This is a genomic window from Streptomyces sp. NPDC001270, assembly GCF_042896695.1.
Lineage (GTDB): Bacteria > Actinomycetota > Actinomycetes > Streptomycetales > Streptomycetaceae > Streptomyces.
This window is the reverse complement of record NZ_JBIAXM010000013.1, coordinates 48,410-73,448: the sequence shown is the minus strand read 5'-3', so window position 1 is coordinate 73,448 and position 25,039 is coordinate 48,410. Positions and strand designations below refer to the sequence as shown.

The following is a 25,039-nucleotide window of genomic DNA, read 5'->3' as shown; positions in this document are numbered from 1 at the left end:
CCCCGACCAGATTCACACGGCCCGACACCCCGCGCATGTCGATCAGTCACGGTGCGTAGCCCGCGCCCGTTCGTCGGCCTCCCCGCCCGCGCCGACCAGCCCGATGCGCATCCCCTGGAGCCGGGGCCCGAACCGCCGCATCTCGCGCTGCCCGACCGTCCCGACGAGCGCCGGCAGACAACCCCGTACGCCCTGCATCCCGCGCAGCCACCACTGCCCGTACACATGGCTCGACCGGCGTTCGATCCCGGCCACGATCCGCTCCGCCGCGGGCCCCAGCGGATAGGTCCTGTTGGCCGGCCACGGCAGCCGCTGCCGCAACTCCCGCATGGTCCCGTCCTGGTCGGCGCCGCGCACCATGTCCGTGTCGGTCCAGGACAGGTACGCCACCCCGACCCGCACCCCCTGGTGGCCGACCTCGGCGCGCAGGCTGTGCGCGTACGCCTCCACGCCCGCCTTGGAGGCGCAGTACGCCGTCATCATCGGCGCCGGGGTGAGCGCGGCGAGCGAGGCGATCTGGAGCAGATAGCCGCGGCTCTGAGCGAGCGCGGGCAGGAAGGCACGGCCGGTCACCGTCGAGCCGATCAGGTTGACCTCGATCACCCGCCGCCAGGCGTCCGGGTCGGAGTCGGCGAACGGACCGCCGGTGGCGACACCGGCGTTGGCGACGACGATGTCCACCTTGCCGAAGCGCTCCTTGACCTCATCGGCCACCCGGACCATCGCCGCGTGGTCGGTGACGTCGGCGTACCAGTGGCCGCTGTCGCCGTGCAGCCGCCCGGAGACCTCCTTCAGCGCGTCCGGCTCCAGACCGACCAGCGCCACCTTCGCGCCGCGCGCGGACAGTTTGCGGGCGAGCATCTCGCCGACGCCGCGTGCCGCGCCGGTGACGACCGCGACCTGCCCTTCGAGGCCGACCCTGCTCATGCGCCCTCCTTGGCCCGCACGTCCGCACCGTCCACCGCGCCCGCACCCGCGGCCGTGCCCGTGCCCGTGCCTGTGCCTGTGCCTGTGCCTTCGGTGTCTGCCGTACGTGCCGTGTCCGCAGCGCCGTTCGCGCCGTTCGCGCCCTTCGCGCCGTTCGCGTCTTTGGGCCGCGCCGGGTCGTCGAGGTACGTCGCGACGAGTTCCCGGATCCGTCCGGTGACCAGTTCGGGCGCCTCCACCGGCGTCATGTGGCCGAGTCCGGGCAGTTCGGTCAGGCCGACGCAGTGCGGCAGCGCGGCGACGATGGCGCGCGCGTGCACCGGCGGCGTGAGCCGGTCGGCGGTCCCGGCGACCACCGCCGTGGGCACCGTCAACTCCCGTACGCCGTCGTCGAGATCGAGCCGGTCCAGCACCTGCGACCAGGCGTACCGCGCACCGGGCGGGCAGGCGTGCACGATCCGGGCGCACGCGTCCACCATGTACGGCGCGGAACCGGCACCCATCGTCGCGTACTTGAGGATCCGCCGGGCCACCGGCGTGACCGGACCGAGCGGGGCGCGCGAGCCCAGGATGCGCGCTGTGATCCAGGTGCGTGCGCGCCCGGCGCGCAGCGGCACGATGCGTGCCTCCGCGACCAGCCGCGAACTGCCCGTGCTGCACAGCAGGACGGCGGCGGTGTGCTCGCGGAAGCGGGGCCGCGTGGCCGCCGCCAGTACCGTCATGGCGCCCATGGAGTGCCCCGCGAGCACGGCTCGTTCGCCCGGCGCGAGCGTCCGGTCGAGCACGGCCTCCAGGTCGTCGGCGAGCGCCCGGGTCGAGCAGACGGGGTTCGCCGGACTGCGCCCGTGGCCCCGCTGGTCGTAAGCGATGACCCGGTGGTCCGCCGCCAGGTCCCGGATCTGGGCCGCCCAGAAGGCGGTCGAGCACGTCCAGCCGTGGGCGAGGACGACCGGCGGCGCGCCCTCGGGGCCGTGCACCTCGGTGTGCAGCCGCGCGCCGTCGGCGGAGACCACCGTCAGCTCGCGGGCGGGCGTGGGCGGCGCGTAGGGGCCCGCGGTCACGTGCGTCGGACGGCTCACGCCCCCACCTCCACCGGGGCCGCCGCGCGGGCGGGTACCCGCAGGACCTCGTACTCGGCGAGGTCCACCCGCCGGGTGGCACGCCGCAGCTCCGTCGTCGTGCCGGGCCAGATGGTGGTGTTGCGGCCGCTCGCGTCCAGGTACCAGCTGGTGCAGCCGCCGGTGCTCCACACCGTGCGCAGCAACCGCTCCTGGATCCGCTCGTTCCAGGCGCGCACCGCGCCGGGGCGGGCGTCGAGGGCGGCCCGGCCGCCGAGGACGTCGAGCTGGCGCAGGAAGTCGGCCATGTAGTTCAGCTGGGACTCGATCACCAGGATCATGGAGGAATTCCCGAGGCCGGTGTTCGGCCCGATGATCGTCATCCAGTTGGGGAAGCCGGCCGCGGAGGCGCCGCGCAGCGCCTGCATGCCGTCCTGCCATGCCTGGGCGAGGGTTATGCCGTCCGCGCCGACGACCCGCTCGGCGATCGGCATGTCGGTGACGTGGAAGCCCGTCCCGAGGACGATCGCGTCGGCCTCGGCCTCGGTGCCGTCGGCGGCGACCAGGGTGGCGCCCCTGACCTCGCTCAGCCCGCTCGCCACCACGTCGACATTCGGCTGGGCGAGGGCCGGGTAGTAGGAGTTGGACAGCAGGATCCGCTTGCAGCCGATCCGGTAGTCGGGGGTGAGCCTGGCGCGCAGCGCGGGGTCCTTGACGGCGCGGGCCATGGTGCGCTTGGCGAGCTGCTCGACCGGGCCGAGTTCGTTCGGGTGCTTGGTGAACGCCTGCACCTGCAGTTCCCGGATGCCCCACAGCAGTCCGCGCCGGGCCTGCACGGTGATCGGAAGGTGCCGGTGCAGCCACCGCTCGGCGCCGGTGATGGCCCGGTCGACGCGCGGCAGCACCCACGGCGGGGTGCGCTGGAAGAGGGTCAGCCGGGAGACGAGCGGCTGGACGGCCGGCACGATCTGGATGGCGGAGGCGCCGGTGCCGACCACGGCGACGCGCTTGCCGCGCAGGTCGTAGTCGTGGTTCCAGCGGGCGGAGTGGAAGACCTCGCCGGGGAAGGAGTCGAGCCCCGGGATCCGCGGGATCCTGGGGTCGGCCAGCGCCCCGGCGGCGGAGACGACGACGTCGGCGCTCAGCGCACCGCTGCTGGTCTCGATCTCCCAGCGCAGTTTCCCGCCGTCCCAGGCCATCCGCTTCACCTCGGCGCCGAAGCGCAGGTGCGGGCGCAGCCGGAAGGTGTCGGTGACGCGCTCCAGATAGGCGCGGATGTGCTCCTGCCCGGAGAAGGCGCGCGGCCACTCGGGGTTGGGCGCGAAGGAGAAGGAGTACAGGTGGGAGGGTACGTCGCAGGCGCACCCGGGATAGTCGTTGTCCCGCCAGGTGCCGCCGACGCTGTCCGCCCGTTCCAGGACGACGAAGTCGGTGATCCCCTCGCGGCGCAGCCGCACGGCCGCGCCGAGGCCGCCGAACCCGGACCCGATCACCGCCACCCGTACATGCTCGTGCTGGGCCATCCCGCAGCCTCCCGGCATCGCAACGGATTCCGCCAGTGAACACTGGCACGATGGGAGCGTAGGGCAGCCCCGTACCGATGGGTAGGGGTCGGACGAAGGAAAGTTACCGGCGGTACGCCCTAGGCTGCCCCTGTGGCAGCAGACGGTGGACGAAGCGACGGACAGGGCGGCGGCCGTCAGGGCGGCCCCCGCGAGTACCGCATGGAGGAACTGGCCCGGCTGGCCGGCATCACGGTGCGCACCCTGCGCTTCTACCGCGAACGCAAGCTGATCCGGCCGCCCCGCCGCGAGGGCCGCATCGCCTGGTACGACGACCAGCACCTCGCCCGTCTGCGCACCATCTCGGCGCTGCTGGAGCGCGGCCACACGCTCAGCGGCATCGCGGAGCTGGCCGACGCCCTCGACCACGGCCGCGGCGTCGCCGACCTGCTCGGCGTCGACACCCCCACCGAGGAGGAGCCGGTCCGCCTCACCCCCGAGGAACTGGCCGCCCGCTTCGAGGGCGAGGTCACCCCGGAGAACCTGGCCGCCGCCCTGGAGCTGGGCTACCTGGGCACCGACGGCAACGAGCTCGTGCACATCAGCCGCCGCCTGCTGGACGTGTCGTCCGCGCTGGTCCGCGAGGGCATCCCGCTCGCCGAGGTACTGGCGGCGGGCAAGCGGGTACGCGAACACACCGACGCGCTGGCCGACATGTTCGCCCGGATGGTCCTGCGCCACGCCCCCGAGGACGACCTGGAACGCCTGCGCCCGCTGGCCCGCAGCGTGGTCGAGGCGGAGTTCTCCCTGGCGCTGGACAGGCGCCTGCACAAACGGGACTGACCGGACTGACGGCAGCCCGCGCCGGGCCGGAAAGCAGGCCGCAGGGAAGCATGCGCCGCGGAGCGCGAGACCTACAGGTCGTAGACCACCGTCACCGGCGCGTGGTCCGACCAGCGTTCGGCGTGCGTGGCCGCCCGTTCCACGTACCCCTTGACGGCCTTGCCCGCGAGCCCGGGCGTCGAGACGTGGTAGTCGATCCGCCAACCGCTGTCGTTGTCGAAGGCCCGTCCCCGGTACGACCACCAGGTGTACGGCCCCTCGGTCTCGGGGTGCAGGGCCCGTACGACATCGGCGTACCCGCCGTCCGCCGGGTCGAGGACCCGCGTCAGCCAGGCCCGCTCCTCGGGCAGGAAGCCGGAGTTCTTGGTGTTGCCGCGCCAGTTCTTGAGATCGCTGTTCTGGTGGGCGATGTTCCAGTCGCCGCAGACGACGACCTCCCGCCCGTCGGCGGCGGCCCGCGCACGCAGCGCCTTCAGATGGGCCAGGAACTCGTCCATGAACCGGATCTTCTCGTCCTGCCGCTCGGTGCCCACCTCTCCGGAGGGCAGATAGAGGGAGGCGACGGTGACCCCGGGCAGATCGGCCTCGACGTACCGGCCGCTCGTGTCGAACTCGGCCGAGCCGAAGCCGACCTGGACGCGGTCGGGTTCCCGCCGGGTGTACAGGGCGACGCCCGCGCGCCCCTTGGCGGCGGCCGGGGCCTGAACGACGTGCCAGCCCTCCGGCTGCCGTACGCCCTCGGGCAGCTGCTGCGGCTCGGCGCGCACCTCTTGCAGGCAGAGCACGTCCGCGGAGGTCCCGGCGAGCCACTCCACGAAGCCCTTCTTCGCGGCGGCCCGCAGCCCGTTCACATTGACAGAGGTCACAGTCAGCACCAGGGCACGATACCGGCACACTGTACGAGGCCCACGTCCGCACTCTGCATAGAAGTACGATGCCTAGCATGCTTATACGTCGCGTCCCCTTCGACCACCCCGACGCCGTCAAGCTCAACGACGAAGTCCAGGCCGAGTACCACCTGCGCTACGGCGACGGCGGTGACGCCACCGTCCTGGACGCCCTGGACTTCACCCCGCCGAGGGGTGTGTACCTGATCGCCTACGACGGCGGCGACCGCCCCGTGGCCACCGGCGGCTGGCGCAGCCAGGACGCCAACGGGCAGGGCAACGAGGACGGCGACGCCGAACTCAAGCGCATGTTCGTGATCGAGCAGATGCGCGGCCGCGGCCTGGCCCGCCGCATCCTGGCCGCCCTGGAGGAGGACGCACGCGCGGCCGGCCGCGTCCGCATGGTGCTGGAGACGGGCACGGCACAGCCGGAGGCCATCGCCCTGTACACCTCCAGCGGCTACGAACCGTGCACCAAGTTCGGCTACTACCGCCACCACGAGTCCAGCCTCTGCTACGCGAAGCCCCTGTAGCCGGACCGTCCGTCCGCCGGCCCCCGCTCAGCCGTGCCGGTGATAGACCTTGTTGGCGATGCGCCAGCCGCCGTCGGCGTGCACCAGCAGGAAGACGTCGGTGAAGGTGTCCGCGCCGTGCCGGAGCGTCATGGCCGCGGTCGCGACGGTGCCGTGGACGTCGACGGCGTCGATACGGCGCGACCGGGTCGCCTCGTCCGGCGCGGGCCGGCCGGAGAAGAGGGCGCAGTACTCCTCCAGCCGCCACGAGACGAAGGCGCCGTCCCGGATTCCCTCGACGTGGGCGGTGGGCAGGAACGCGTCGCGGAAATGGGCGGGGTCGCCGGTGGCGTGCCCGCGGACGTAGGCGCGCAGCGGTACGAGCACGTCCTCGCCCACGGCGGGATCCGGGCCCGGCGAGGGGGTACCCGAGACGGCAGCCGGCAGCGCCGGGTCGGCGGCGCTCGGATCATCAGCCTCATTCGGATCGCCGACGTCGCTCCGATCATCAGCCTCATTCGGATCGCCGACGTCGTTCGGGTCGGCGTCGTTCGGATCGGCGTCGTTCGGATCGGCGGTCGTGCGTGCGGTGTCCGACGCGCGCCCGGAGCGTGCCCAGCCGACGATGTCCCGGCCCCGCGCGGCGAGGCGGGTCGTGAGCGCGCCGCCCATGCGCCCCCGGCCGGGAACGGCGACGGTGTGTGCTGTGGTCATGCGTGCCAGAGTGGTTCACCCCCGGCTCTGCGACAAGCGCAGATTCCGCAGCCCTCCCCTGCCGGACGCGCATACCGGCTGGACATACTGGCGCCATGGAACTGACCGTGTGGCGAACCTTCGTGACCGTGTGCCGACTCGGGTCGCTGTCGGCGGCGGCCGTCGAACTCAACCACACGCAGTCGGCCGTCTCCCGGCAGATCGCCGGCCTGGAGCGGCAACTCGGCGTGTCCCTCATCGAGCGCCACGCGCGCGGTGTGCGCCCGACGCCCGCGGGCGAGGCGTTCCACCACCACGCCCTGGCCACACTCGACGAGGCCGACCGCGCCGTGCGCGCCGCCCGCGACCTGCGCGACGGCGCGTTCGAACGGCCGTTGGCCGTCGGCGCGACGCCCTCTCTGGCCGCGGGGATCGTCCCCGAGGCCGTCCGGCGGATGCTGGAGCGGGCCGGGCCCGTCCGGTGGAGCCTGTTCCCCGGGCTGAGCGAACAACTGCACCACCGCGTGACCGCCGGCGATCTCGACGTCGCCGTGGTCACCGACGCACCGCCGGGACTGCCCAACGACCCCCGTGTCGAACGCCGGTTCCTCGGGCTGGACCACATGGTCGTCGTACTGCCGGCCGGTCACCCGCGGGCCGGCCGCGGGCCCGTGTCCATCCGGGCCCTGGCCGACGAGACCTGGGCCGAGGACAACGACGGCTCGGCGGCCCTGCTGCGCCGGCACGCGGCCCGTGCCGGAGTCACCGCCCGTATCGACCTCACCGCGGCCGACCTGCCCGGCAAGCTGGCTCTGGTCGCGACCGGCCACGCCATCGCCCTGATACCCGGGCTCCTGACCTGTGCGCTGCGGCCCGACGTCACCACGGCGGCCCTCGTCGACCCCCCGAGCCGTGGCATCTACACGATCACCCCGCGCCGCGCCCCGCACCCGTCCGCGGCGCCCCTGCTCGACCAACTGGCGACGGCCTTCACCCCGGCCGGCCCCACCCGACCCGGGACACGGACCTGACGCGATGGCTGGTGGACTCTCCTGGTCCCAAGGCCCGCACGACGGCGAACACCTTGCGCGAACGCCTTGGGCGAACGCCTTGGGCGAACGCCTTACTTGGGCTGCTCGTGCCGGGTGAACGCGGCGATCAGGCTGTGGACCGGATTGTCGTCGGAGTCGGTCCCGTGCGCCTCGAAGCCTTCGAAAGTGACCACCTCGGCGCTGCGGGGGAACATGGCCTGCTCGTATTCGGTGAGTGCGGCCTCGGTGTCGTCGGGGTGTGCGGCGAGGGCCTTGCCGAGTTCGGCGCCGTCGAGCATGGCCAGGTTGGCGCCTTCGCCGTTCGGGGCCGAAAGGTGGGCGGCGTCGCCGAGCAGGGTCACTCCCGGCACCCGGTCCCACCGGTGCCCGGTCGGCAGGGCGTAGAGGGGGCGCAGGACCGGCGCGATGTCGCTGTCGGTGATCAGCGCGGTGAGTTCCGGCGCCCAGCCGGCGAACTCCTGCGCGATCCTGGCGGTGGCCACGGCGGCATCGGCGAAATCGATGGCGGCGAACCATTCCTGCGGCTCGGACAGTTCGACGTAGGCGTGCAGGGTGTCGTCCCTTTCCCGGTGGGCGAAGATCTCCCGGCCCGGCTTGGGCGCGATCATCGACCCGCCACCGACCGCTTTCGCGGTGGCCGGGTGCCGGGTGTCGGCGTCGAACAGGTAGGTCTCGACGACCGACTTGCCGGTGAGAACACCTACCGCGCCTGGACGACCATGCGCACCGCCCCCAGACCTGCCACGGAGACACCCCGGCACCACCGCCTCAAGGGTGGTCTGGCGCACGGAATCCACCGCGGACAGACCTGCGGGCAATGGCAGATCGAGGTGACCGGCGGCGGCCGCATCTGGTATCTCCTGGACACCGCCCGTGACACCTGCTGGATCACCTTCGCAGGGACCGGGCACCCGCGAGCCACGGATCGCCGCTGATCCGGCACAGAAGACGTTTCCTGTGGCGTTGAGTCTACGGTGACAGTGATCCGACGGGTCAGCCGATGTGGGTGGTGTCAGCGTCCCGGGACTCCGAGCTGACGTGCTGCGGCGTCGACGGTCTGCGAGAGCAGGAGGGCGATGGTCATCGGCCCGACTGCGCCGAGGACGGGAGTGATCAGGCGGACACGGGTTCGGGCAGTGGCGAAATCCACGCGTCGCCGACGTTGCCCGGGTTGTACCCGGCATCGATCATTACCGCGCCCGGTTTGACGTCCTCACCGCTGATCGACCAACAGACCAGACCCGTCACCCCCGGCAACCCGGGGTTGGCCGTCCTGCGCTCAACGGAGAAAAGCGAGTCGTCGACACAGCTGCGCACCACCACCGCCGCCATCCACCACCCCGAACACCCTCGGACAGACCCCGGAAACGACAAAGATCCCGAGCGATCATCATGATCGCCGGGATCTCGTCAACCGACCTTGAGCTAACTCAAGAACAGTCGTGCGTGGACCTGAGGGGATTCGAACCCCTGGCCCCCTCGATGCGAACGAGGTGCGCTACCGGACTGCGCCACAGGCCCTTGCAACGAGTGAAACTTTAGCATCCCCGTCGGGGTGCTTGGTAATCCGTTCCCCGACTGGTCAGGGGCCGGGTTTCCGGCTGGTCACACGGGCTTTCGGCCGCTGCCGGACGCCGCTCCGCACAGCCGCACGCACCCGGCCGTCGTCGCGGTCGTGCGCCCCGCCGCCGCCACTGCCGCACCCCGAGTCGTCGTACGCCCCGCCGTCGCCACTGCCGCGCCCCGGGCCTCGTGCGCCCCGCCGTCGTCGCCGACGCGCATCCCGGCATCGTCACCGCCGCTCGTCGGCCGGGCCGCTGTCACTCGTTGGCCGCGCGCGGCCGTTCGCCGTCCTCGTACTGGTCGAACAACGGGGTGCGGCCGCGCTCGCGGGCACGGCGGGCAGAAGCGGCCCGGCGTGCGTCACTGCGTCCGCCCGCCGTCGGCTTGTCCTCGGCCGGGTGTGCCGACTCCTCCGTCGGCCCGTCCGGCTCGGCGGACTCCGCCTCCTGCTCCGGGGCCACCGAACTGGACCGCGCCGAACTCCACGCGTCGGGTGCCGCCAGGTCCACGTCGGAGGTGGCGCGCGGCGCGACCGGCGCGGTCACGTACGTGGGCAGCGGCACCGGCACCGGGTCCCAGCTGTCGCCGTGCCCGGGGCGCCGCTGGCGCTCACGCTGCTGGTCGACCCATTCGGCGTGGTCGGTCTGCTCGACGAGCGCGCGCCGGTCGGCGGCCAGGGTGGAGAGTGCGGGGTCGGCCTCCGGCTCGGGTCCCTCGTCCGCCTCGTCGGCGGTGGCACCCGAGTCCACGGGCGTGCGCCGGCGCGGCTGGCGCTCCCTGAGCCGCTGCGCCGCGACCTCGGCCCGGCGCCGGTCCATCTGGTAGGCGAACCGGCGGCGCTCCTGGGCGCGCAGGTACGCGATGTATCCGCTGAGCAGGACCGCGGGCACACCGGGCGCCCAGAGGAAGGCGAGCCCGCCGACGGCGGCGACGATCGCGCCGAGGGTGAAGGCGAGGAACAGCAGCACCGTGGTGCGCCGACGGCGCGCGAGCACCTTGGTGCGCCGGGCGCGCGCCGCGGCGGCCTGCGCCGAAGGGGCGTGCCGGGCCGCCGGGGCGCCCTGCTGCGCGGGCACGGCCGGGGACTCGGCCGCCTCGGCGGACGGGGAACCAGCCGGGGCGCCGGACGCCGACGCCGCCCCGTACTCACGTGCGGACGCCTGAGCCGCCCCGTGCTCACGCCCGGCGGCCGACGCGGAGGCCGACGCCGCCGCGTGGTCGCGCCCGGAGGCCGGCCCGGAGCCGGACTCACGCGCGGACGCCGGCACGGACCCGGACTCACGCGCGGACGCCGGCACGGACCCGGGCTCGCGCGGCCGTTCGGGGCGTCCCGGTGCCACCGGTTCGGCGTCCGCCCGCACCTGACGGCGGATCCGGGGCATGGCGAAGGCCCGGACGTCCACCGAATCGGTGACGGCGCCGGGAGCATTGTCGGTGTCGGGCTCCCCCTCGCGGGCGGAGCGCGACCGCAGGTCCTTGGCGTATCGGCGCTCCATCCCCGCCCGTCCGGACAGCAGCCGGATGGCGGTACTGAAGCGTTCCGTAGGACGGGCCTCGTTCAGCTCGTCCTGCCTACGGAGCCACATCGGCACCAAGTAGGCGGCCCAGGCCCCGACAATGACTGCGTAGATGAGGCCGCTGCTGCTCACGCCTCACACGGTAGAGGGGTTTGCGTGAGGCCATCTGCCAATTGGGCCGGTGTGTCGCACGATCAGGCTGATACTTCCAGCTTTTTTGCCATCGATGTGATCAGCGGACGGGCGTTCCCGTGAATTTCATTACCCCGAGTCGGTCATCCGCCGATCAATTTCGAACACACATTCAATTTCCGCGCCAGCCGGGATTCCCCGGAGCGTTCTGTGGATTCCAGGGGGCGGATGTGCTCTGCCCGCTCTGGGCGTTCGGCACACTCCCGGTGTCCGTCGTCGGCCGGGACCGCGCCCGCTCCCAGCGCCCGCGCAACCCCTCCGGGACCTCCTCCGCGGTGAGCGCAAAGACGAGGTGGTCGCGCCAGGCCCCGTCGATGTGGAGATAGCGCGGCCGCAGCCCCTCCTCACGGAATCCGAGTTTCTCCACGACCCGGCGGCTGGGCCGGTTCTCGGGGCGGATGCAGACCTCGATGCGGTGCAGACCCACGGTGCGGAAACAGTGGTCCACCGCGAGCGCGACGGCCGTCGGCATCACTCCCCGGCCGGCCACCGCCTGGTCCACCCAGTAGCCGATGTGCGCCGAGCACATCGATCCCCAGGTGATCCCGGCGACCGTCAACTGCCCCACCAGCCGCCCCTGGTACTCGATGACGAACGGCAGCATCCGGCCCGCGTTCGCCTCGGACCGCAGATGCCGGACCATCTGGCGGTAGGTCGGGCGGTGGGTGATCGGGCCGCTGGGCGTGGGCGGTGGAATGGTCGCTTCCCACGGGCGCAGCCAGTCCCGGTTGCGCCGGTTCACCTCGCGCCAGACACGCTGGTCGCGCAGCCTTATCGGTCTCAGGACGACCTCGCCGTCCGTCAGCACCGCGGGCCAGGACGGGCTGTTCAGCTCACACCCCCTGGGGGTACTTCCCCAGCTGCCGCCGGGGGCACCTCCCCCTGGGCCCCGCGGGCACCGGGGGAGGGTCTGGAGTTCTCCTCGCCCGCCTGCTCGGACGACGCGGCGGGCTGCGCGGAGCCCGCGGCCGGCCGGGGGTGGTCGCCGCCGCGGATCTGGTCCACGGCGTGGACCAGCAGCGGCTCCAGGACGGCCAGCCCGTCCTTGACCCCGCCGCTGGACCCGGGCAGGTTGACGATCAGCGTCCCGCGTGCCACCCCGGAAAGCCCCCGCGAGAGCGCCGCGGTCGGCACCTTCTCGCGTCCGAACGCCCGGATCGCCTCCGCGATGCCCGGCACCTCGCGGTCGATCACCTCGCGGGTCGCCTCCGGTGTGCGGTCGGTGGGCGAGATGCCGGTGCCGCCGGTGGTGACGACGACGTCGTACCCGGCCTCCACCGCCGCCCGCAGCGCCGCCTGAACGGGATCCCCGTCCGGCACCACCTGCGGCCCGTCCACGGCGAACCCGAGCCGTTTCAGGCCCGCGACGACGAGGGGCCCGCCGCGGTCCTCGTAGACACCGGCGGCGGCGCGGTTGGACGCGGTGACGACCAGCGCGCTGTACGGAGCGGTCAGCGCACCGCCGAGGAACGGCCAGTCGCTCATGCCCGGCTCCAGTCGCCCGACTTGCCGCCCGTCTTCTCCTCCACCCGTACGTCCGTGATGACCGCTCCCTTGTCGACCGCCTTGACCATGTCGATCACGGTGAGGGCGGCCACCGACACCGCGGTCAGGGCCTCCATCTCGACGCCCGTACGGTCCGTCGTCCTCACGGTGGCGACGATCTCGACGGCGTCGTCCGCGACCGACAGGTCCAGTTTCACACCGGACACCGACAGCGGGTGGCACAGCGGGATCAGGTCCGGGGTGCGTTTGGCGCCCATGATGCCCGCGATGCGCGCGGTGGCCAGGGCGTCGCCCTTGGGGACGCCCGCACCGCGCAGCAGCTCGATCACCCGGGGCGAGACCAGGACGCGTCCGCTGGCGCGGGCGGTGCGCGCGGTCACGTCCTTCCCGGATACGTCGACCATGCGGGCCGCGCCCGCCTCGTCGATGTGGGTCAGTCGGTCCTGCGTACTCATGCTGTGTGGCGGCTTCCGGTCGGGTCCGTCGGGGTGCGGCGCACGGATGTGTCGTGCGCGACACGGTACCGCCAACTCGCGGTGCGCACCGGAGCGGGACCGCGGCCCGAGCGTTCGGGCCGGCCGGGCCGTACGGTGCTGTCGTCGTCCACGGCGGCATCGTCACCGGTCCCGCGGTTCCCCGCGCCGCTCGGGGCACTGCCGGGCCGCTGTGGGCCCCGCTCCGGGTACCCGCTCAGCGGAGCAGGATCACCTCGACCTCGGCTCCCGGTTCGACGGACGCCACGTCCTCGGGAAGGACGATCAGCGCGTCGGCGTGCGCCAGGGCCGCGACCAGGTGGGAGTCGGCGCCGCCCACCGGCGTCACCTCGCCGTCGGCGTAGGTGCCCCGTAGGAACTGTCTGCGGCCCTTGGGGGAGCGGAGCGGCGCGTCCGCCGTGAGGGTCGCGCGGATCCGGGGCCGGTGGACGTCCGTCAGTCCCATCAGGGTGCGGATGGCGGGGCGGACGAACAACTCGAAGGAGACGTACGACGAGACGGGGTTGCCGGGCAGGGCCAGCAGGGGTGTGTGGTCGGGGCCGATGGTGCCGAAGCCCTGGGGCTTGCCGGGCTGCATGGCGAGCTTGCGGAACTCGACGCCGCTGCCCGGCTCGTCCGCGTCGCCGACGTCCGACAGCGCCTCCTTGACGACGTCGTAGGCGCCGACGCTGACGCCGCCCGTGGTGACCAGCAGGTCGGCGCGGATCAGCTGGTCCTCGATCGTGGCGCGCAGGGTCTCGGCGTCGTCGGCGACGGCGCCCACCCGGTAGGCGATGGCGCCGGCATCGCGGGCGGCGGCGGTGAGGGCGAAGCTGTTGGAGTCGTAGATCTGGCCGCCGTCGAGCTGCTCGCCCGGCTGGATCAGTTCGCTGCCGGTGGACATGACGACCACGCGCGCACGCGGGCGTACGCGTACGGTGCCGCGGCCGATGGCGGCGAGCAGGCCGATCTGCGGCGGGCCGAGGACCGTGCCGGCCTCCAGGGCCCGGTCGCCGGCCCGTACGTCGCTGCCCTTCGCGCGCACGTGCGCGCGTGGCTCGGCGGAGCGGTACACCCGCACGTGCCCGGCGGCGCCCTCGGGGGCCAGGCTGCGGGCGCGCATCCCGGCCGCCGGGCCCTCGCCGAGGCCCCCGTCGGTCCACTCGACGGGGACGACGGCCTCCGCTCCGGGCGGCAGCGGGGCGCCGGTCATGATGCGGGCGGCCTGGCCGGGACCCACCCGGACCAGGTCCGCCGCGCCGGCCGCGACGTCCCCGACGACCTCCAGGACGGCGGGAAACTCCTCGCTCGCGCCCGCGACGTCCGTCACCCGCACCGCATACCCGTCCATGGAGCTGTTGTCGAACGGCGGCAGCGAGACCGGCACCATGACGTCGTCGACGAGGACGCAGCCCAGGGCGTCGAGCAGTTGCAGCTCGAGGGGCTCCAGGGCGCGGACGGTGGTGAGGATGTCCTCCAGGTGGTCGTCCACCGACCACAGGTGGTCCGGGTCGGCGGTGCGGGGCGCGGCACTGGTCAAATCGCTACATCTCCTCGGCTACGTAACTGCGAAGCCAGGCCCGGAAGTCCGGGCCCAGGTCTTCACGTTCGCATGCGAGTCTGACAATGGCACGCAGGTAGTCGCCACGATCGCCGGTGTCATAGCGGCGGCCCTTGAAAACGACGCCGTGCACGGGGCCGCCGGTCTTCTCGTCCTGGGCGAGCTGCTGGAGGGCGTCGGTGAGCTGGATCTCGCCGCCGCGGCCCGGCTCGGTCTGCCGCAGTATGTCGAAGACGTGCGGGTCGAGGACGTAGCGGCCGATGACCGCGTAGTGCGACGGCGCGTCCGCCGGGTCCGGCTTCTCGACCAGGCCGGTGACCTTGACGACGTCGGCGTCGGCGGTGGCCTCGACGGCCGCGCACCCGTAGAGGTGGATCTGCTCGGGCGCGACCTCCATGAGCGCGATCACGCTGCCGCCGTGCTGCTCCTGGACCTCGATCATGCGCTTGAGCAGGGGGTCGCGCGGGTCGATCAGGTCGTCACCGAGCAGGACGGCGAAGGGCTCGTGCCCGACGTGCGGGGCCGCGCACAGGACGGCGTGACCCAGGCCCTTGGGGTCGCCCTGGCGCACGTAGTGCATGGTCGCGAGGTCGCTGGACTCCTGGACCTTGGCGAGCCGCTCGGCGTCGCCCTTCTTCTGCAGAGCCGATTCCAGCTCGTAGTTGCGGTCGAAGTGGTCCTCCAGGGGGCGCTTGTTGCGTCCCGTGATCATGAGGACGTCATCGAGCCCAGCCGACACGGCCTCCTCGACCACGTACTGGATCGCCGGCTTGTCCACGACCGGCAGCATTTCCTTGGGGGTGGCCTTGGTGGCGGGCAGGAACCGGGTGCCAAGACCTGCTGCGGGAATGACAGCCTTACTGATCCTGGGGTGCGACTGAGTCATGCGCGCAACCTTATCCGGTGCCTTTGCCAGGAAACTGGGGCTCCGGTTAATTCGCTCTCATATGAGCACATTGAGAAGGATGCGAGAACGATCCGTGGAACACGAAGGACACCCGGCCGACCCTGACAAGCGGACGTTGCGACTACAGCTCCTCACGGTGAGGAACAGGTTGACGGCGGATGACATCGAGGAGGCCGGTGCCGCGCTGGCCGGGCGCGCGCTGGAGCTGCCGGAGCTGGCGCGGGCCCGCACGGTGGCAGCGTACGTCTCCGTCGGGAGCGAGCCTGCGACGCGGGCGCTGCTGGACGCGCTGCACGCGCGCGGTGTGCGGGTCCTGCTGCCCGCCCTGCTGCCGGACCAGGACCTGGACTGGGGCGCGTACGCCGGGGAGGGCTCCCTCACTCAGGTCCGGCACGCCGGGCGGATGACGCTGCACGAACCCACGGGGGACCGGCTGGGCCCGCAGGCCGTGACGGGTGCCGACGTCGTCCTGCTGCCCGGCCTCGCGGTCGACGCGCACGGGATGCGGCTGGGCCGCGGCGGAGGCTCGTACGACCGGGTGCTGGCCCGCCTGGAGCGCGCGGACGCGCACCCCGCCCTGGTGGTGCTCCTGTATGACTCGGAGGTCGTCGAACGCCTTCCGGCTCAGGAGCACGACCGGCCCGTGCACGCCGTCGTGACGCCGTCCGGCGTGCGCCGCTTCAGGACCGGCTGACGGCGACGGCCCGCGGACTCGGCCGGGATTGCCCCGGCTGATGGGGAAGGGCCCGCTCACGCGCGCGTGAGCGGGCCCTTCCCCATCAGCCGTCAGCCGATCACGGATTGAGCACCAGGGTGTCGCTCGTGCTCTTGTCGACCGCCTTGCCGGAGTACGACCAGGACAGCAGCTCACCCTTGGCCCATGTGCCGGTCTGGTCGGTGTAATGGGCGCTGTAGGCGTGGCCCGAGGCTCCCGTGAGGTTGATCCACTTGGATTTGTCGAGGTCGTCCAGGTTGACCACCATCCGCATGGACGGCACCCACACGACGCCGTAGCCGCCGGCCGCGTTCCAGCCGGTCGCGTCGACCGTCGCCTCGCCGCCGCTCAGCTCCCACGGGCCGCGGTTGAGGGCGTACTGAAGGATGCCGGGGCCGTCCGTGCCCAGGGTCTGGTTCTTCAGGAACAGCCGGTGCAGCCGGCCCCAGCTCCAGGTGTCGATGTCCTTGCCGAGCTTGGCGGTCAGCTCCCAGCGGGCGTCGATCATGGCACGCCTGAACAGCTCGTCGCGGTTGTCGGCGGCCGGGCGGCTGCCCGTCTTGGAGGCCGGTGTCTTCCACCAGTCGCTGTCCGGCTTGTCCATGAGGGTGCGGACCACCTCGAACCAGCGGTCGCCGCCGTCCGGCTGCGCCTGGTCGGCGGCGCGCTGGCCGCACTCGCGCACCTTGGTGTCGTCGTCCACCGGACCGGTGCTGTCGACCTTGTCGACCCACAGGCACTGGCCCTTGACCCGCAGTTCCTTGGGCAGCTTGTCGCCGAAGGCGAGCTTGAGGATGTTGCGCCAGACCGCGTTGAAGTACGCCGCCGCCGCCGAGTCGGCGTCCTGGGTGTAGTCCCAGCCCTCCAGCAACTGCTGCGCCTGGCGGACGTCCTTGTCATCTACGTGGATCTTCAGCAGCGTGGGCACGAGCAGCTTGGCGATCTCGCTGCTGTTGTCGAGCTGCATCTGGCGCATGTCGTCGGTCGAGATCTTGCCACCGTTCTTGATCTTGGACTCGATCAGATCGGTGATCCGCTGACTGCGGGCGCCGTATCCCCAGTCGGTGGTGAGCGTGTACGGGTACTTGTCCGGGTCGACGACGGCCTGGTTGGCGGTGACGATGTAGCCGCGCGAGGGGTTGTACTCGTGGGGCAGTTCGTCCTGCTTGATGTAGCCGGTCCAGGCGTACTCGGAGTCCCAGCCCGGTGCCGGGACGGACCCGTCGTCGCCCTTCGCGCGCGTGGGGATCTTTCCGGGCAGCGTGTAGCCGATGTTGTCCTGGGTGTCGGCGTAGACCAGGTTCTGCGAGGGCACGTCGAACTGGGCGGCGGCGTTCCGGAAGTCGCTCCAGTCCGCCGCCTTGTCGAGGGCGAAGACGGCGTCCATGGTGGTGCCCGGCTCCAGGGCGGTCCACTTCAGGGCGATGCCGTAGCCGTCGCCGCGGTCCGGCGCCGCGGTGTCGACGGAGGCCGTCTTGCCCACCTTGACGAGTTCGTCGTCGCGGTCGGACAGCAGTGGCATGCCGTCGGCGGTCTGGCGCACGACGATCGTCTTGGACTCGCCGCCGGCGACCTTGATGGTCTCCTCGCGGCTGGTGAAGGGCTTGACCTTGTCGCCGTACAGGTAGCCGGCGCCGGTCAGCTTCTCCAGGTAGAGGTCGGTGACGTCGACACCGGAGTTGGTCATGCCCCAGGCGATGTCGCCGTTGTGACCGATGATCACGCCGGGCATGCCGGCGAAGGTGTAACCGGTGACGTCGTACTGGCACTTGGCGGAGACGGTGCGGCAGTGCAGGCCCATCTGGTACCAGACCGACGGCAGCGACGCCTCCAGGTGCGGATCGTTGGCGAGCAGCGGCTTGCCGGTGATCGTGTACTTCCCGGCCACGACCCAGGCGTTGGAGCCGATGCCCTGCCCGTTCACGCCGACGGCTGTGGGGAGGTTGTCCAGAACGTCGTAGAGGCCCGAGAGCTGGCTCGTGAGGCCCGCTCCGGAGCCGGAGGTGCCCGAGGAGCCGGACGTGCCCGTCGTGCCCTGTGTGCCGCCCGTGCCGCCGCTCTGCTCGAACGCCTTGGTCAGGTCGTTGTACTGACCCTCCTGGACGATCGTCTTGTTGCGGCTGTAGGGGTACTCCGGGTAGAGGTCCTTGATCTGCTGCGGGCCGAGGCGGGTGGTCATCAGGGCGCGGTCGATCTCGTCCTGCATGTTGCCGCGCAGGTCCCAGGCCATCGCCTTGAGCCACGAGATCGAGTCGACCGGGGACCACTGCCCGGGCTTGTAGTCGTTGGTGAACCCGAGCGCCGCGTACTCCAGGGAGATGTCCTTGCCGTCCTTGCCCTGGAGGTAGGCGTTGACGCCCTTGGAGTACGCCTGGAGGTACTTCTTCGTCGAGTCCGACAGCTTGGTGTCGTACTCCTGCTTCGCGACCCGGTCCCAGCCCAGGGTCCGCAGGAACTCGTCGTTCTTGACCTGACTCTTGCCGAACATCTCGGACAGCCGCCCGGCGGTCATGTGGCGGCGCACATCCATCTCGTAGAACCGGTCCTGCGCCTGGACATAGCCCTGCGCCATGAACAGGTCCTCGTCGGAGGAGGCGTAGATCTGCGGCACGCCGTAGCCGTCCCGCTTCACCTCGACCGGCCCGGACAGCCCGTCGAGCTTGATCGAGCCCGTGGTCTGCGGGAAGGACGCGCGCACGGTGCTGACCGACCAGTACGCGCCGTAGGCGACGCCGCCGACTATGGCAAGGACGACGACGAGCACGAGCAAGCGGAGTCTGCGCCCCTTTTTCCTGCCTGACCTGCCCGGCCGGGCACCCGCCTTCCTGCCTGATTTGCCGGGCTGGGCACCCACGGTGGCGGTGGTGTTCGGGGGCATCGCTGTCCTTGCTGTCCTAACGCGAGCGGCAGGTCGGGCTGTGACTTTGAATGAGCGCTGGAGCAACCATAGGCGCAGGAACCTGTGGCCCTTGACCCGGACCGGGGTACCAGCACGGACGCGCGTTCGATCTTGCCCCTCCCCGCGTCAAGAAAGCGTCAAGAGTTAGGTAAGGTAATGAAGTAGTTGGGTGCGGCGTGCCGCAGCCTCGACTGTGTGTACGTGAGCGTCGCGCCCCCGCGCGCGAACCGGTGAAGGGATGCGCTGCTGACTGTCGACCACCTCAACCAGCTCCTGCTCGTCTGCTCCCTCGTGCTGCTCGTCGCCGTGGCGGCGGTGCGGATCTCCTCGCGCAGCGGGCTGCCGAGCCTGCTCGTCTACCTGGGGATCGGCGTCCTCATGGGCCAGGACGGCATCGCGAAGATCCAGTTCAGCGACACCGAACTGACCCAGATCATCGGGTACGCGGCCCTGGTCGTGATCCTGGCCGAGGGCGGCCTGGGCACGAAGTGGAAAGAGATCAAACCCTCGCTGCCCGCGGCCTCCACGCTGGCGCTGTGCGGCGTCGCGGTGAGCGTCGGGGTGACGGCGTCGGCCGCGCACTACCTGGTCGGGCTGGACTGGCGGCAGGCGCTCATCATCGGTGCGGTGGTGTCCTCCACGGACGCGGCGGCGGTCTTCTCGGTGCTGCGCAGACTCCCGCTGCCCGCGCGCGTGACGGGCACGCTGGAAGCGGAATCGGGCTTCAACGACGCCCCGGTGGTCATCCTGGTCATCGCCTTCTCCACCGCGGGACCGGTCGCGCACTGGTACGTGCTGCTGGGCGAAATACTCCTGGAACTCGCCATCGGCGCGGCCATCGGACTCGCGGTCGGCTGGCTCGGCGCCTGGGGCCTCAGACACGTGGCGCTGCCCGCCTCCGGCCTCTACCCGATCGCCGTGCTGGCCATCGCCGTCACCGCCTACGCGGCCGGCGCACTCGCGCACGGCAGCGGCTTCCTCGCGGTCTACCTGGCCGCGATGCTGCTCGGCAACGCCAAGCTGCCGCACTGGCCCGCCACACGCGGCTTCGCCGAGGGAGTCGGCTGGATCGCCCAGATCGGCATGTTCGTCCTGCTCGGCCTGCTGGTCTCGCCGCACACCCTGGGCAGCGACTTCTGGCCGGCCCTGGTCATCGGCCTGGCGCTGACCCTGGTCGCGCGCCCGCTGAGCGTGCTGCTCAGCCTGGTGCCCTTCCGGGTGCCGTGGCAGGAGCAGGCCCTGATGTCCTGGGCCGGACTGCGCGGCGCCGTGCCCATCATCCTGGCGACGATCCCCATGGTGAACGGCGTCACCGGCAGCCGTCACATCTTCAACATCGTCTTCGTCCTGGTCGTCGTCTTCACCCTGGTCCAGGGGCCGACGCTGCCCTGGCTCGCACGTCTGCTGAAGCTCGGCGACGGGGCGGAGGCGGCCGACCTCGGGATCGAATCGGCACCCCTGGAGCGGCTGCGCGGTCATCTGCTGTCCTTCGCGATCCCGGAGGGCTCACGGATGCACGGCGTCGAGGTGGGCGAGCTGCGCCTGCCCGCCGGGGCCGGGGTCACCCTGGTCGTACGGGACGGAAAATCGTTCGTCCCGACACCGACGACCGTGCTGCGGCGCGGGGACGAACTCCTCGTGGTCACCACCGATCCCGTCCGGGACGCCGCCGAACAGCGGCTGCGGGCGGTCGCCCAGGGCGGCAAGCTGGCCGGCTGGCTGGGCACGGGCAGCGCGGGGACGGGGCACTGAGCAGCCCCCGGCTCCCGACGGGGACGGGCTCGCAGGCCCGCGGGCCTGCGAGCGCCGAACGGGCACGCGCGCGTGGGGGCGACTCAGGACGGCCACGCGCGCGTGGGGGCCGCATTTTCACGTGACGCGCTTCATGTCATCGCGCGTGGCGCGTTTCTTGTCGTCTCACGTGGCGCGTTTCATACGGCCGGCGTCTCCCGTCGATCCCAGGCGAACGCGCCTGGTGGTGCGCGGATTCACAGCCGTACGACGTGCTGAACCCTGTACGATGAAGGCACCCCTGATCGAACCAACTCTGTCTGACGCAGAGCTGGCGCGACCGTATGGCGGCCGGACGCCCTGAGCGGTGACGCCGGTATCTACCGCAGTTCCGCGCAAGAGGACAGCTCTCGGCGCCCCCGCGAGGCGTGTGGACCGAAGGAGCGTGCTCCTGAGGCGTACGGGCCCGGCAAGGGATCGCGCTACCAGGCGGCAGAAAGGCACGGCCGTGGCGTCCACGGTCACCAACGAGCCGTCGGAGAACCCGGCGGCACCGTCCCGCCCCGGATACGGGCAACTGCTGCGCACTCGCGGCGTATGGGCGTTCCTGCTCCCCGGCTTCGCGGCACGCCAGCCGTTCGCGATGCTCACCCTCTCCATCGTGCTGCTCGTGCAGCACACCACCGGCTCCTACGGCGCCGCGGGCGCCGCGGCGGCCGTCACCGGCGTCTCCATGGCGCTGTTCGCCCCTTACAGCGGGCGCCTCGCCGACCGCTACGGCCAGCACGCGGTGCTGATCCCCGGCGTCCTCGTGCACACGCTGTCGGGCCTGTCGCTGACGGCCCTCGCGCTGTCGCACGCACCCCTGTGGGCACTGCTGGCGGCGGCCGTGCCGACCGGCGCCTCGGTGCCGCAGATCGGTCCCATGGTGCGCACCCGCTGGAGCGCACGGCTCCAGGGCTCCCCGCTGGCGGCCACCGCGGCGGCCTTCGAGTCCGTCACGGACGAGCTGACCTTCGTCGTCGGCCCGCTGCTGGCGACGGCCCTGTGCACCGCGGTGGCCCCGGCCGCCGGGCTCGTCACGGAGGCCGCACTGACGCTGCTCGGCGGCCTGCTGTTCGCCGCGCGCAGGAGCACCCAGCCGCCGGTGACCGAACGCGGCCACGCGCGCGTGCGGCAGACGTCCGCGCTGCGCGTCCCCGGTGTACGGGTCCTGGTCGTGGCGTTCCTGGGCATCGGTTCCGTGTTCGGCGGCATGCAGGTCTCGCTGGCCGCGTTCAGCGAGTCGATCGGCCGGCCCGGCCTGAACGGCGTCCTGTACGGGACGTTCGCGGCGGGCAACATGCTCTCCGGCATCGTGTGCGGCGCGATCACCTGGAAGGTGGCACCACGACGCCGCCTGGTGATCGGCTACGCGGCGCTCGCGCTGACCGCGTCGTCCCTGTGGACCGCCCACTCCGTGCCGCTCCTCGCCGGGCTCGGCCTCCTGGTCGGCATCTGCATCGCGCCCGCCCTGATCACCGGCTACACCCTGGTCGGCGACCTGGTCGCGGCCGGCGCGCGCACCGAGGCGTTCACCTGGCTGACCGGGGCGGTCGCCCTGGGCCAGGCGGCCGCGGTCACCGTCGCCGGTCAGCTGGAGGACCGCGCGTGGGACGGCGCCGGATTCCTGGTGCCGATGGCGGGTACCCTGCTCGCCCTGGCAACCCTGCTGGCACTGCGTTCACGGCTGGCCGGCCCGCCCCGGGCCCGGACCGTCACACGTGGCGTCGGTCACCGAGCGCCGGTCGCGGTGGACTGATCCCCGGGAATACGTCACTATGGACCGTCGTTAGCACTCATCGAGTGAGAGTGCCAGGAGGAAGACAGTGCCCACCTACCAGTACCAGTGCACCGAGTGCGGCGAGGGCCTTGAGGCGGTGCAGAAGTTCACCGACGAGTCCCTCACCGAGTGCCCCGCTTGCGGTGGCCGTCTGAAGAAGGTGTTCTCCGCAGTCGGCATTGTCTTCAAGGGCTCCGGTTTCTACCGGAACGACAGCCGCGGCTCCTCTTCGGGCAGCAGCCCGGCCGCGAAGCCCGCCGCGTCCGGCACGTCGTCGGGTTCCTCCTCCGACACGAAGTCTTCGTCGGCGTCGTCCTCGACGTCCTCTTCTTCGTCGTCCTCGACGTCTTCGTCCTCGTCTTCCTCGTCGTCGAGCTCCAGCGGCAGCTCAGCCGCCTGAGACTCCTCCTCCTGAGACCCTGCCGTCACCCGACGGTGGGGTCTTCGGCGTCCTCTCCGGCCTCCGCTTTCCCGACGTTTTCCGCGCGGCTAGTGTGCTCGTCATGGCGAACGCAGAGATCGGCGTAATAGGCGGCTCGGGCTTCTACTCGTTCCTCGACGACGTGACCGAGCTCCAGGTGGACACCCCTTACGGTGCTCCCAGCGACTCCCTCTTCCTGGGCGAGGTCGCGGGGCGGCGGGTCGCCTTCCTGCCCCGGCACGGCCGTGGCCACCATCTGCCGCCCCACCGCATCAACTACCGGGCCAATCTCTGGGCCCTGCGGTCGGTGGGCGTCCGCCAGGTCCTCGGCCCCTGCGCGGTGGGCGGCCTGCGGTCCGAGTACGGGCCCGGCACGCTGCTCGTCCCGGACCAGCTGGTGGACCGCACGAAGGCGCGGGCACAGACGTATTTCGACGGGCTGCCGCTGCCCGACGGGACCGTGCCGAACGTGGTGCACGTGTCCCTGGCCGACCCCTACTGCCCCGTCGGCCGGAGCGCCGCGCTGAAGGCGGCTCGCGGCCAGGACTGGGAACCGGTGGGCGGCGGCACGCTGGTCGTGGTGGAGGGACCGCGGTTCTCCACCCGCGCCGAGTCGCTGTGGCACCAGGCGCAGGGCTGGTCGGTGGTGGGCATGACCGGCCACCCGGAGGCGGCACTCGCCCGTGAACTGGAGCTGTGCTACACATCGTTGACGCTGGTCACCGATCTCGACGCGGGCGCGGAGACCGGCGACGGGGTCTCCCACGACGAGGTGTTGCAGGTGTTCGCCGCCAATGTGGACCGGCTGCGGGGTGTGCTGTTCGACGTGGTGGCGGCGCTGCCGGACAGCGCGGCACGGGACTGCCTGTGCGCCGGCGCGCTCGGCGGGATGGACCCCGGGTTCGAGCTGCCGTAGGGCCTTGGGGCCGTAGGGCTGTGGTGCTGCGACGCCTTGGTGCTGCGACGCCTTGGTGCTGTGGTGCCGAGCGCCGTGGTGCTGTGCTGCCGTGGCGCCGTAGCGGAATTCCTCGTTCGGGCGGGCGAGTTGTCCACAGTCCGCCCGTGATCCACCGGCTTCGGCGAGTGTCGGCGTGAGGCGTCATCGTGGGATCGCAACCCGATTCCGCACACAGGTGGTGACCTCATGTCCGTTCCTCACCCGCCCGTTCCTCACCCGCCCGTTCCTCACCGGTCCGTCCCGCCCCGGCCTTCCTCGGGACCGTCCTTCCGCTCCGCTCCGCCGCCCGATCCCCGGCCGGACGCCCTGCGGCCGGCCGTCCGCACCCCCCCCCGCGCCGCCCCGCGCCCCCCCCGCGCGGCCCCCCCCCCCCCCCGGGGCCCCCCCCCCCCGCCCCCGCCCCCCCCCGCCCCCCCCCCGCCCCCCGGGGGGCCCCCCCGTCCGCACCCCCCAGCGCTCCGCCCCTCTCCCCCAGCGCTCGGCCCCTCCCCCGCAGCGGGCCTTCCCCAGCCGGCAGCAGCCCTCTCCGGCCGCACCTTGGCCCCCTTCCTTCTCCTCCCCGTCTCCGGCCACCCCTTCACCGCCTCCTTCCTTCCCGCCGCCCGCGCTCCCGCCTCCCCGTCCCGCTCCTGTTCCCGAGCCGCGCCCGCTCGGCACCGACGCCCCCGCCACGTGCGAGATCCCACAGTTCGCGCCGGTGCGGGTGCGCGGCGCACGGTACGGGCTGCAACGGCTCGTACGGCATCGCGGGCGTGCCCTGACGGCCGGGCTCGCCGTCACCGCCGCCGCGCTCCTGGCGACCGGACCGCGGGCCGCGACGGATCCCCACCGCCCCGAGCGGGCCCGCGGCCATCCCGCGATCGAGCCCGCACGGCAGCCGGGCACGGGCACGGCGGTCGAGGCGGTGACCGCACCGGTCCGGATCGCCGACGCCGCCACCGTCCGGCTGCTGCGCCCCGGGGACCGGGTCGACGTCATCGCCGCGCAGGATCCCGCGACGGGCGGTGCCGCCCAGGTGGTCGCACGCGGGGCGCGGGTGGCGCGGCTGCCGGAGCCGCTCGACGGTGCCGTGGAGAGCGGGGCGCTCGTCGTGCTGTCGGTGCCGCGCGCCACGGCAGCGCGCCTCGTGGGGGCGAGCGCGACGGCGCGACTGGCGGTGACGCTGTGCTGAACCGGCGCGGACCTTGTCTTGACGACACGCTGTCAAGTCCCTCGTTAGAGGGAAGGAATTGGACAGGATGGCCGCATGGTGCCGTAGGTTGCGGAGCGTTTCGTTCCACAACCTGTGCGCACGAGGAGA

The 25,039-nt window shown here is 72.1% G+C and carries 20 protein-coding genes, 1 tRNA gene and 3 pseudogenes; 9 read left to right on the top strand and 15 right to left on the bottom strand.

Annotated features, from left to right (window positions below; translation table 11 throughout):
• Positions 1-42 precede the first annotated feature (42 nt).
• The 3 genes from ACFY2B_RS22555 to ACFY2B_RS22545 are packed head-to-tail and all read right to left on the bottom strand — an operon-like array spanning position 43 to position 3,508.
• On the bottom strand, positions 43-927 hold the full coding sequence (locus tag ACFY2B_RS22555; RefSeq protein WP_390764864.1) for an SDR family oxidoreductase: 885 nt from the start codon (positions 925-927) through the stop codon (positions 43-45).
• A complete protein-coding gene (locus tag ACFY2B_RS22550; protein ID WP_390764863.1) occupies positions 924-2,006 on the bottom strand; it encodes an alpha/beta fold hydrolase in 1,083 nt (360 codons plus the stop codon). The genes ACFY2B_RS22555 and ACFY2B_RS22550 overlap by 4 nt, the downstream gene beginning before the upstream one ends.
• Complete coding sequence (locus ACFY2B_RS22545) at positions 2,003-3,508, bottom strand: flavin-containing monooxygenase (protein ID WP_390764862.1); 1,506 nt, start codon at positions 3,506-3,508, stop codon at positions 2,003-2,005. Before ACFY2B_RS22545 ends, ACFY2B_RS22550 begins: the two co-directional genes overlap by 4 nt.
• A gap of 201 nt (positions 3,509-3,709) precedes the next feature.
• Here ACFY2B_RS22545 and ACFY2B_RS22540 point away from each other — a divergent pair, with 201 nt between their 5' ends.
• Positions 3,710-4,330, top strand: coding sequence for a MerR family transcriptional regulator (locus tag ACFY2B_RS22540; protein WP_390765046.1), 621 nt, complete (start codon positions 3,710-3,712; stop codon positions 4,328-4,330).
• A 71-nt stretch (positions 4,331-4,401) separates the two neighbouring features.
• On the opposite strand, the gene ACFY2B_RS22535 is transcribed toward ACFY2B_RS22540, so the two are convergent.
• The gene (locus ACFY2B_RS22535) at positions 4,402-5,205 is read right to left on the bottom strand and encodes an exodeoxyribonuclease III (protein ID WP_390764861.1); all 804 of its coding nucleotides are present in this window, start codon (positions 5,203-5,205) and stop codon (positions 4,402-4,404) included.
• Between the two features lie 68 nt (positions 5,206-5,273).
• On the opposite strand from ACFY2B_RS22535, the gene ACFY2B_RS22530 reads away from it, so the two are divergent.
• Positions 5,274-5,750: a GNAT family N-acetyltransferase gene (locus tag ACFY2B_RS22530; protein WP_390764860.1), complete on the top strand. Its 477-nt coding sequence runs from the start codon at positions 5,274-5,276 to the stop codon at positions 5,748-5,750.
• A gap of 27 nt (positions 5,751-5,777) precedes the next feature.
• Here ACFY2B_RS22530 and ACFY2B_RS22525 read toward each other — a convergent pair.
• A pseudogene (locus ACFY2B_RS22525) lies at positions 5,778-6,206 on the bottom strand (nuclear transport factor 2 family protein); the annotation flags it as partial.
• Positions 6,207-6,538: 332 nt separating this feature from the next.
• Between ACFY2B_RS22525 and ACFY2B_RS22520 the strand changes: the two are divergent.
• Entirely contained in the window at positions 6,539-7,453 is a 915-nt protein-coding gene (locus ACFY2B_RS22520) for a LysR family transcriptional regulator (protein ID WP_390764859.1), read from the top strand.
• A 92-nt stretch (positions 7,454-7,545) separates the two neighbouring features.
• Here the strand turns inward: ACFY2B_RS22520 and ACFY2B_RS22515 are convergent.
• The 9 genes and pseudogenes from ACFY2B_RS22515 to galU all read right to left on the bottom strand — a co-directional run.
• Positions 7,546-8,238 (bottom strand): annotated as a pseudogene (locus ACFY2B_RS22515) (FAD-dependent oxidoreductase); the annotation flags it as partial.
• 248 nt (positions 8,239-8,486) lie between these two features.
• Positions 8,487-8,698, bottom strand: a pseudogene (locus tag ACFY2B_RS22510) (bifunctional 5,10-methylene-tetrahydrofolate dehydrogenase/5,10-methylene-tetrahydrofolate cyclohydrolase); the annotation flags it as partial.
• Between the two features lie 223 nt (positions 8,699-8,921).
• Positions 8,922-8,995, bottom strand: a tRNA-Ala gene (locus ACFY2B_RS22505).
• A 299-nt stretch (positions 8,996-9,294) separates the two neighbouring features.
• A complete protein-coding gene (gene glpR, locus ACFY2B_RS22500; protein WP_390764858.1) occupies positions 9,295-10,686 on the bottom strand; it encodes a gephyrin-like molybdotransferase receptor GlpR in 1,392 nt (463 codons plus the stop codon).
• A gap of 172 nt (positions 10,687-10,858) precedes the next feature.
• Positions 10,859-11,554, bottom strand: a complete 696-nt coding sequence (locus tag ACFY2B_RS22495; RefSeq protein WP_390764857.1) for a GNAT family N-acetyltransferase — start codon at positions 11,552-11,554, stop codon at positions 10,859-10,861.
• 20 nt (positions 11,555-11,574) lie between these two features.
• Entirely contained in the window at positions 11,575-12,231 is a 657-nt protein-coding gene (locus ACFY2B_RS22490) for a molybdenum cofactor biosynthesis protein B (protein WP_390764856.1), read from the bottom strand.
• Positions 12,228-12,707 (bottom strand): cyclic pyranopterin monophosphate synthase MoaC, encoded by a 480-nt coding sequence (gene moaC, locus ACFY2B_RS22485; protein ID WP_376531940.1) that lies wholly within the window; start codon positions 12,705-12,707, stop codon positions 12,228-12,230. Before moaC ends, ACFY2B_RS22490 begins: the two co-directional genes overlap by 4 nt.
• A 235-nt stretch (positions 12,708-12,942) precedes the next feature.
• A complete protein-coding gene (glp, locus tag ACFY2B_RS22480; RefSeq protein WP_390764855.1) occupies positions 12,943-14,265 on the bottom strand; it encodes a gephyrin-like molybdotransferase Glp in 1,323 nt (440 codons plus the stop codon).
• Positions 14,266-14,269: 4 nt separating this feature from the next.
• The gene (galU, locus tag ACFY2B_RS22475; RefSeq protein ID WP_390764854.1) at positions 14,270-15,172 is read right to left on the bottom strand and encodes a UTP--glucose-1-phosphate uridylyltransferase GalU; all 903 of its coding nucleotides are present in this window, start codon (positions 15,170-15,172) and stop codon (positions 14,270-14,272) included.
• Between the two features lie 79 nt (positions 15,173-15,251).
• Here galU and ACFY2B_RS22470 point away from each other — a divergent pair, with 79 nt between their 5' ends.
• A complete protein-coding gene (locus tag ACFY2B_RS22470; RefSeq protein ID WP_390764853.1) occupies positions 15,252-15,887 on the top strand; it encodes a 5-formyltetrahydrofolate cyclo-ligase in 636 nt (211 codons plus the stop codon).
• 100 nt (positions 15,888-15,987) lie between these two features.
• Here the strand turns inward: ACFY2B_RS22470 and ACFY2B_RS22465 are convergent, their stop codons facing one another.
• Positions 15,988-18,786 carry a penicillin acylase family protein gene (locus tag ACFY2B_RS22465; protein ID WP_390764852.1) on the bottom strand — a complete coding sequence of 933 codons (2,799 nt, stop codon included), beginning with the start codon at positions 18,784-18,786 and terminating at the stop codon, positions 15,988-15,990.
• Between the two features lie 312 nt (positions 18,787-19,098).
• Here ACFY2B_RS22465 and ACFY2B_RS22460 point away from each other — a divergent pair, with 312 nt between their 5' ends.
• The 5 genes from ACFY2B_RS22460 (at position 19,099) to ACFY2B_RS22440 (ending at position 24,910) form a co-directional block, all read left to right on the top strand.
• Positions 19,099-20,559 carry a potassium/proton antiporter gene (locus tag ACFY2B_RS22460; RefSeq protein WP_390764851.1) on the top strand — a complete coding sequence of 487 codons (1,461 nt, stop codon included), beginning with the start codon at positions 19,099-19,101 and terminating at the stop codon, positions 20,557-20,559.
• A 487-nt stretch (positions 20,560-21,046) separates the two neighbouring features.
• Positions 21,047-22,339, top strand: a complete 1,293-nt coding sequence (locus ACFY2B_RS22455) for an MFS transporter (RefSeq protein ID WP_390764850.1) — start codon at positions 21,047-21,049, stop codon at positions 22,337-22,339.
• Between the two features lie 67 nt (positions 22,340-22,406).
• Positions 22,407-22,760 (top strand): FmdB family zinc ribbon protein, encoded by a 354-nt coding sequence (locus ACFY2B_RS22450; RefSeq protein ID WP_390764849.1) that lies wholly within the window; start codon positions 22,407-22,409, stop codon positions 22,758-22,760.
• Positions 22,761-22,863: 103 nt separating this feature from the next.
• Positions 22,864-23,697, top strand: a complete 834-nt coding sequence (locus ACFY2B_RS22445; RefSeq protein WP_390764848.1) for an S-methyl-5'-thioadenosine phosphorylase — start codon at positions 22,864-22,866, stop codon at positions 23,695-23,697.
• Positions 23,698-24,436: 739 nt separating this feature from the next.
• The gene (locus ACFY2B_RS22440; protein WP_390764847.1) at positions 24,437-24,910 is read left to right on the top strand and encodes a hypothetical protein; all 474 of its coding nucleotides are present in this window, start codon (positions 24,437-24,439) and stop codon (positions 24,908-24,910) included.
• The last annotated feature ends 129 nt before the right edge of the window (positions 24,911-25,039 follow it).

Coding starts and splice junctions, on each gene's coding strand:
- ACFY2B_RS22555 (WP_390764864.1), bottom strand. CDS start 927: ATGAGCAGGGTCGGCCTCGAAGGGCAGGTCGCGGTCGTCACCGGCGCG.
- ACFY2B_RS22545 (WP_390764862.1), bottom strand. CDS start 3,508: ATGGCCCAGCACGAGCATGTACGGGTGGCGGTGATCGGGTCCGGGTTC.
- ACFY2B_RS22540 (WP_390765046.1), top strand. CDS start 3,710: ATGGAGGAACTGGCCCGGCTGGCCGGCATCACGGTGCGCACCCTGCGC.
- ACFY2B_RS22530 (WP_390764860.1), top strand. CDS start 5,274: ATGCTTATACGTCGCGTCCCCTTCGACCACCCCGACGCCGTCAAGCTC.
- ACFY2B_RS22520 (WP_390764859.1), top strand. CDS start 6,539: ATGGAACTGACCGTGTGGCGAACCTTCGTGACCGTGTGCCGACTCGGG.
- ACFY2B_RS22490 (WP_390764856.1), bottom strand. CDS start 12,231: ATGAGCGACTGGCCGTTCCTCGGCGGTGCGCTGACCGCTCCGTACAGC.
- moaC (WP_376531940.1), bottom strand. CDS start 12,707: ATGAGTACGCAGGACCGACTGACCCACATCGACGAGGCGGGCGCGGCC.
- galU (WP_390764854.1), bottom strand. CDS start 15,172: ATGACTCAGTCGCACCCCAGGATCAGTAAGGCTGTCATTCCCGCAGCA.
- ACFY2B_RS22470 (WP_390764853.1), top strand. CDS start 15,252: ATGCGAGAACGATCCGTGGAACACGAAGGACACCCGGCCGACCCTGAC.
- ACFY2B_RS22465 (WP_390764852.1), bottom strand. CDS start 18,786: ATGCCCCCGAACACCACCGCCACCGTGGGTGCCCAGCCCGGCAAATCA.
- ACFY2B_RS22445 (WP_390764848.1), top strand. CDS start 22,864: ATGGCGAACGCAGAGATCGGCGTAATAGGCGGCTCGGGCTTCTACTCG.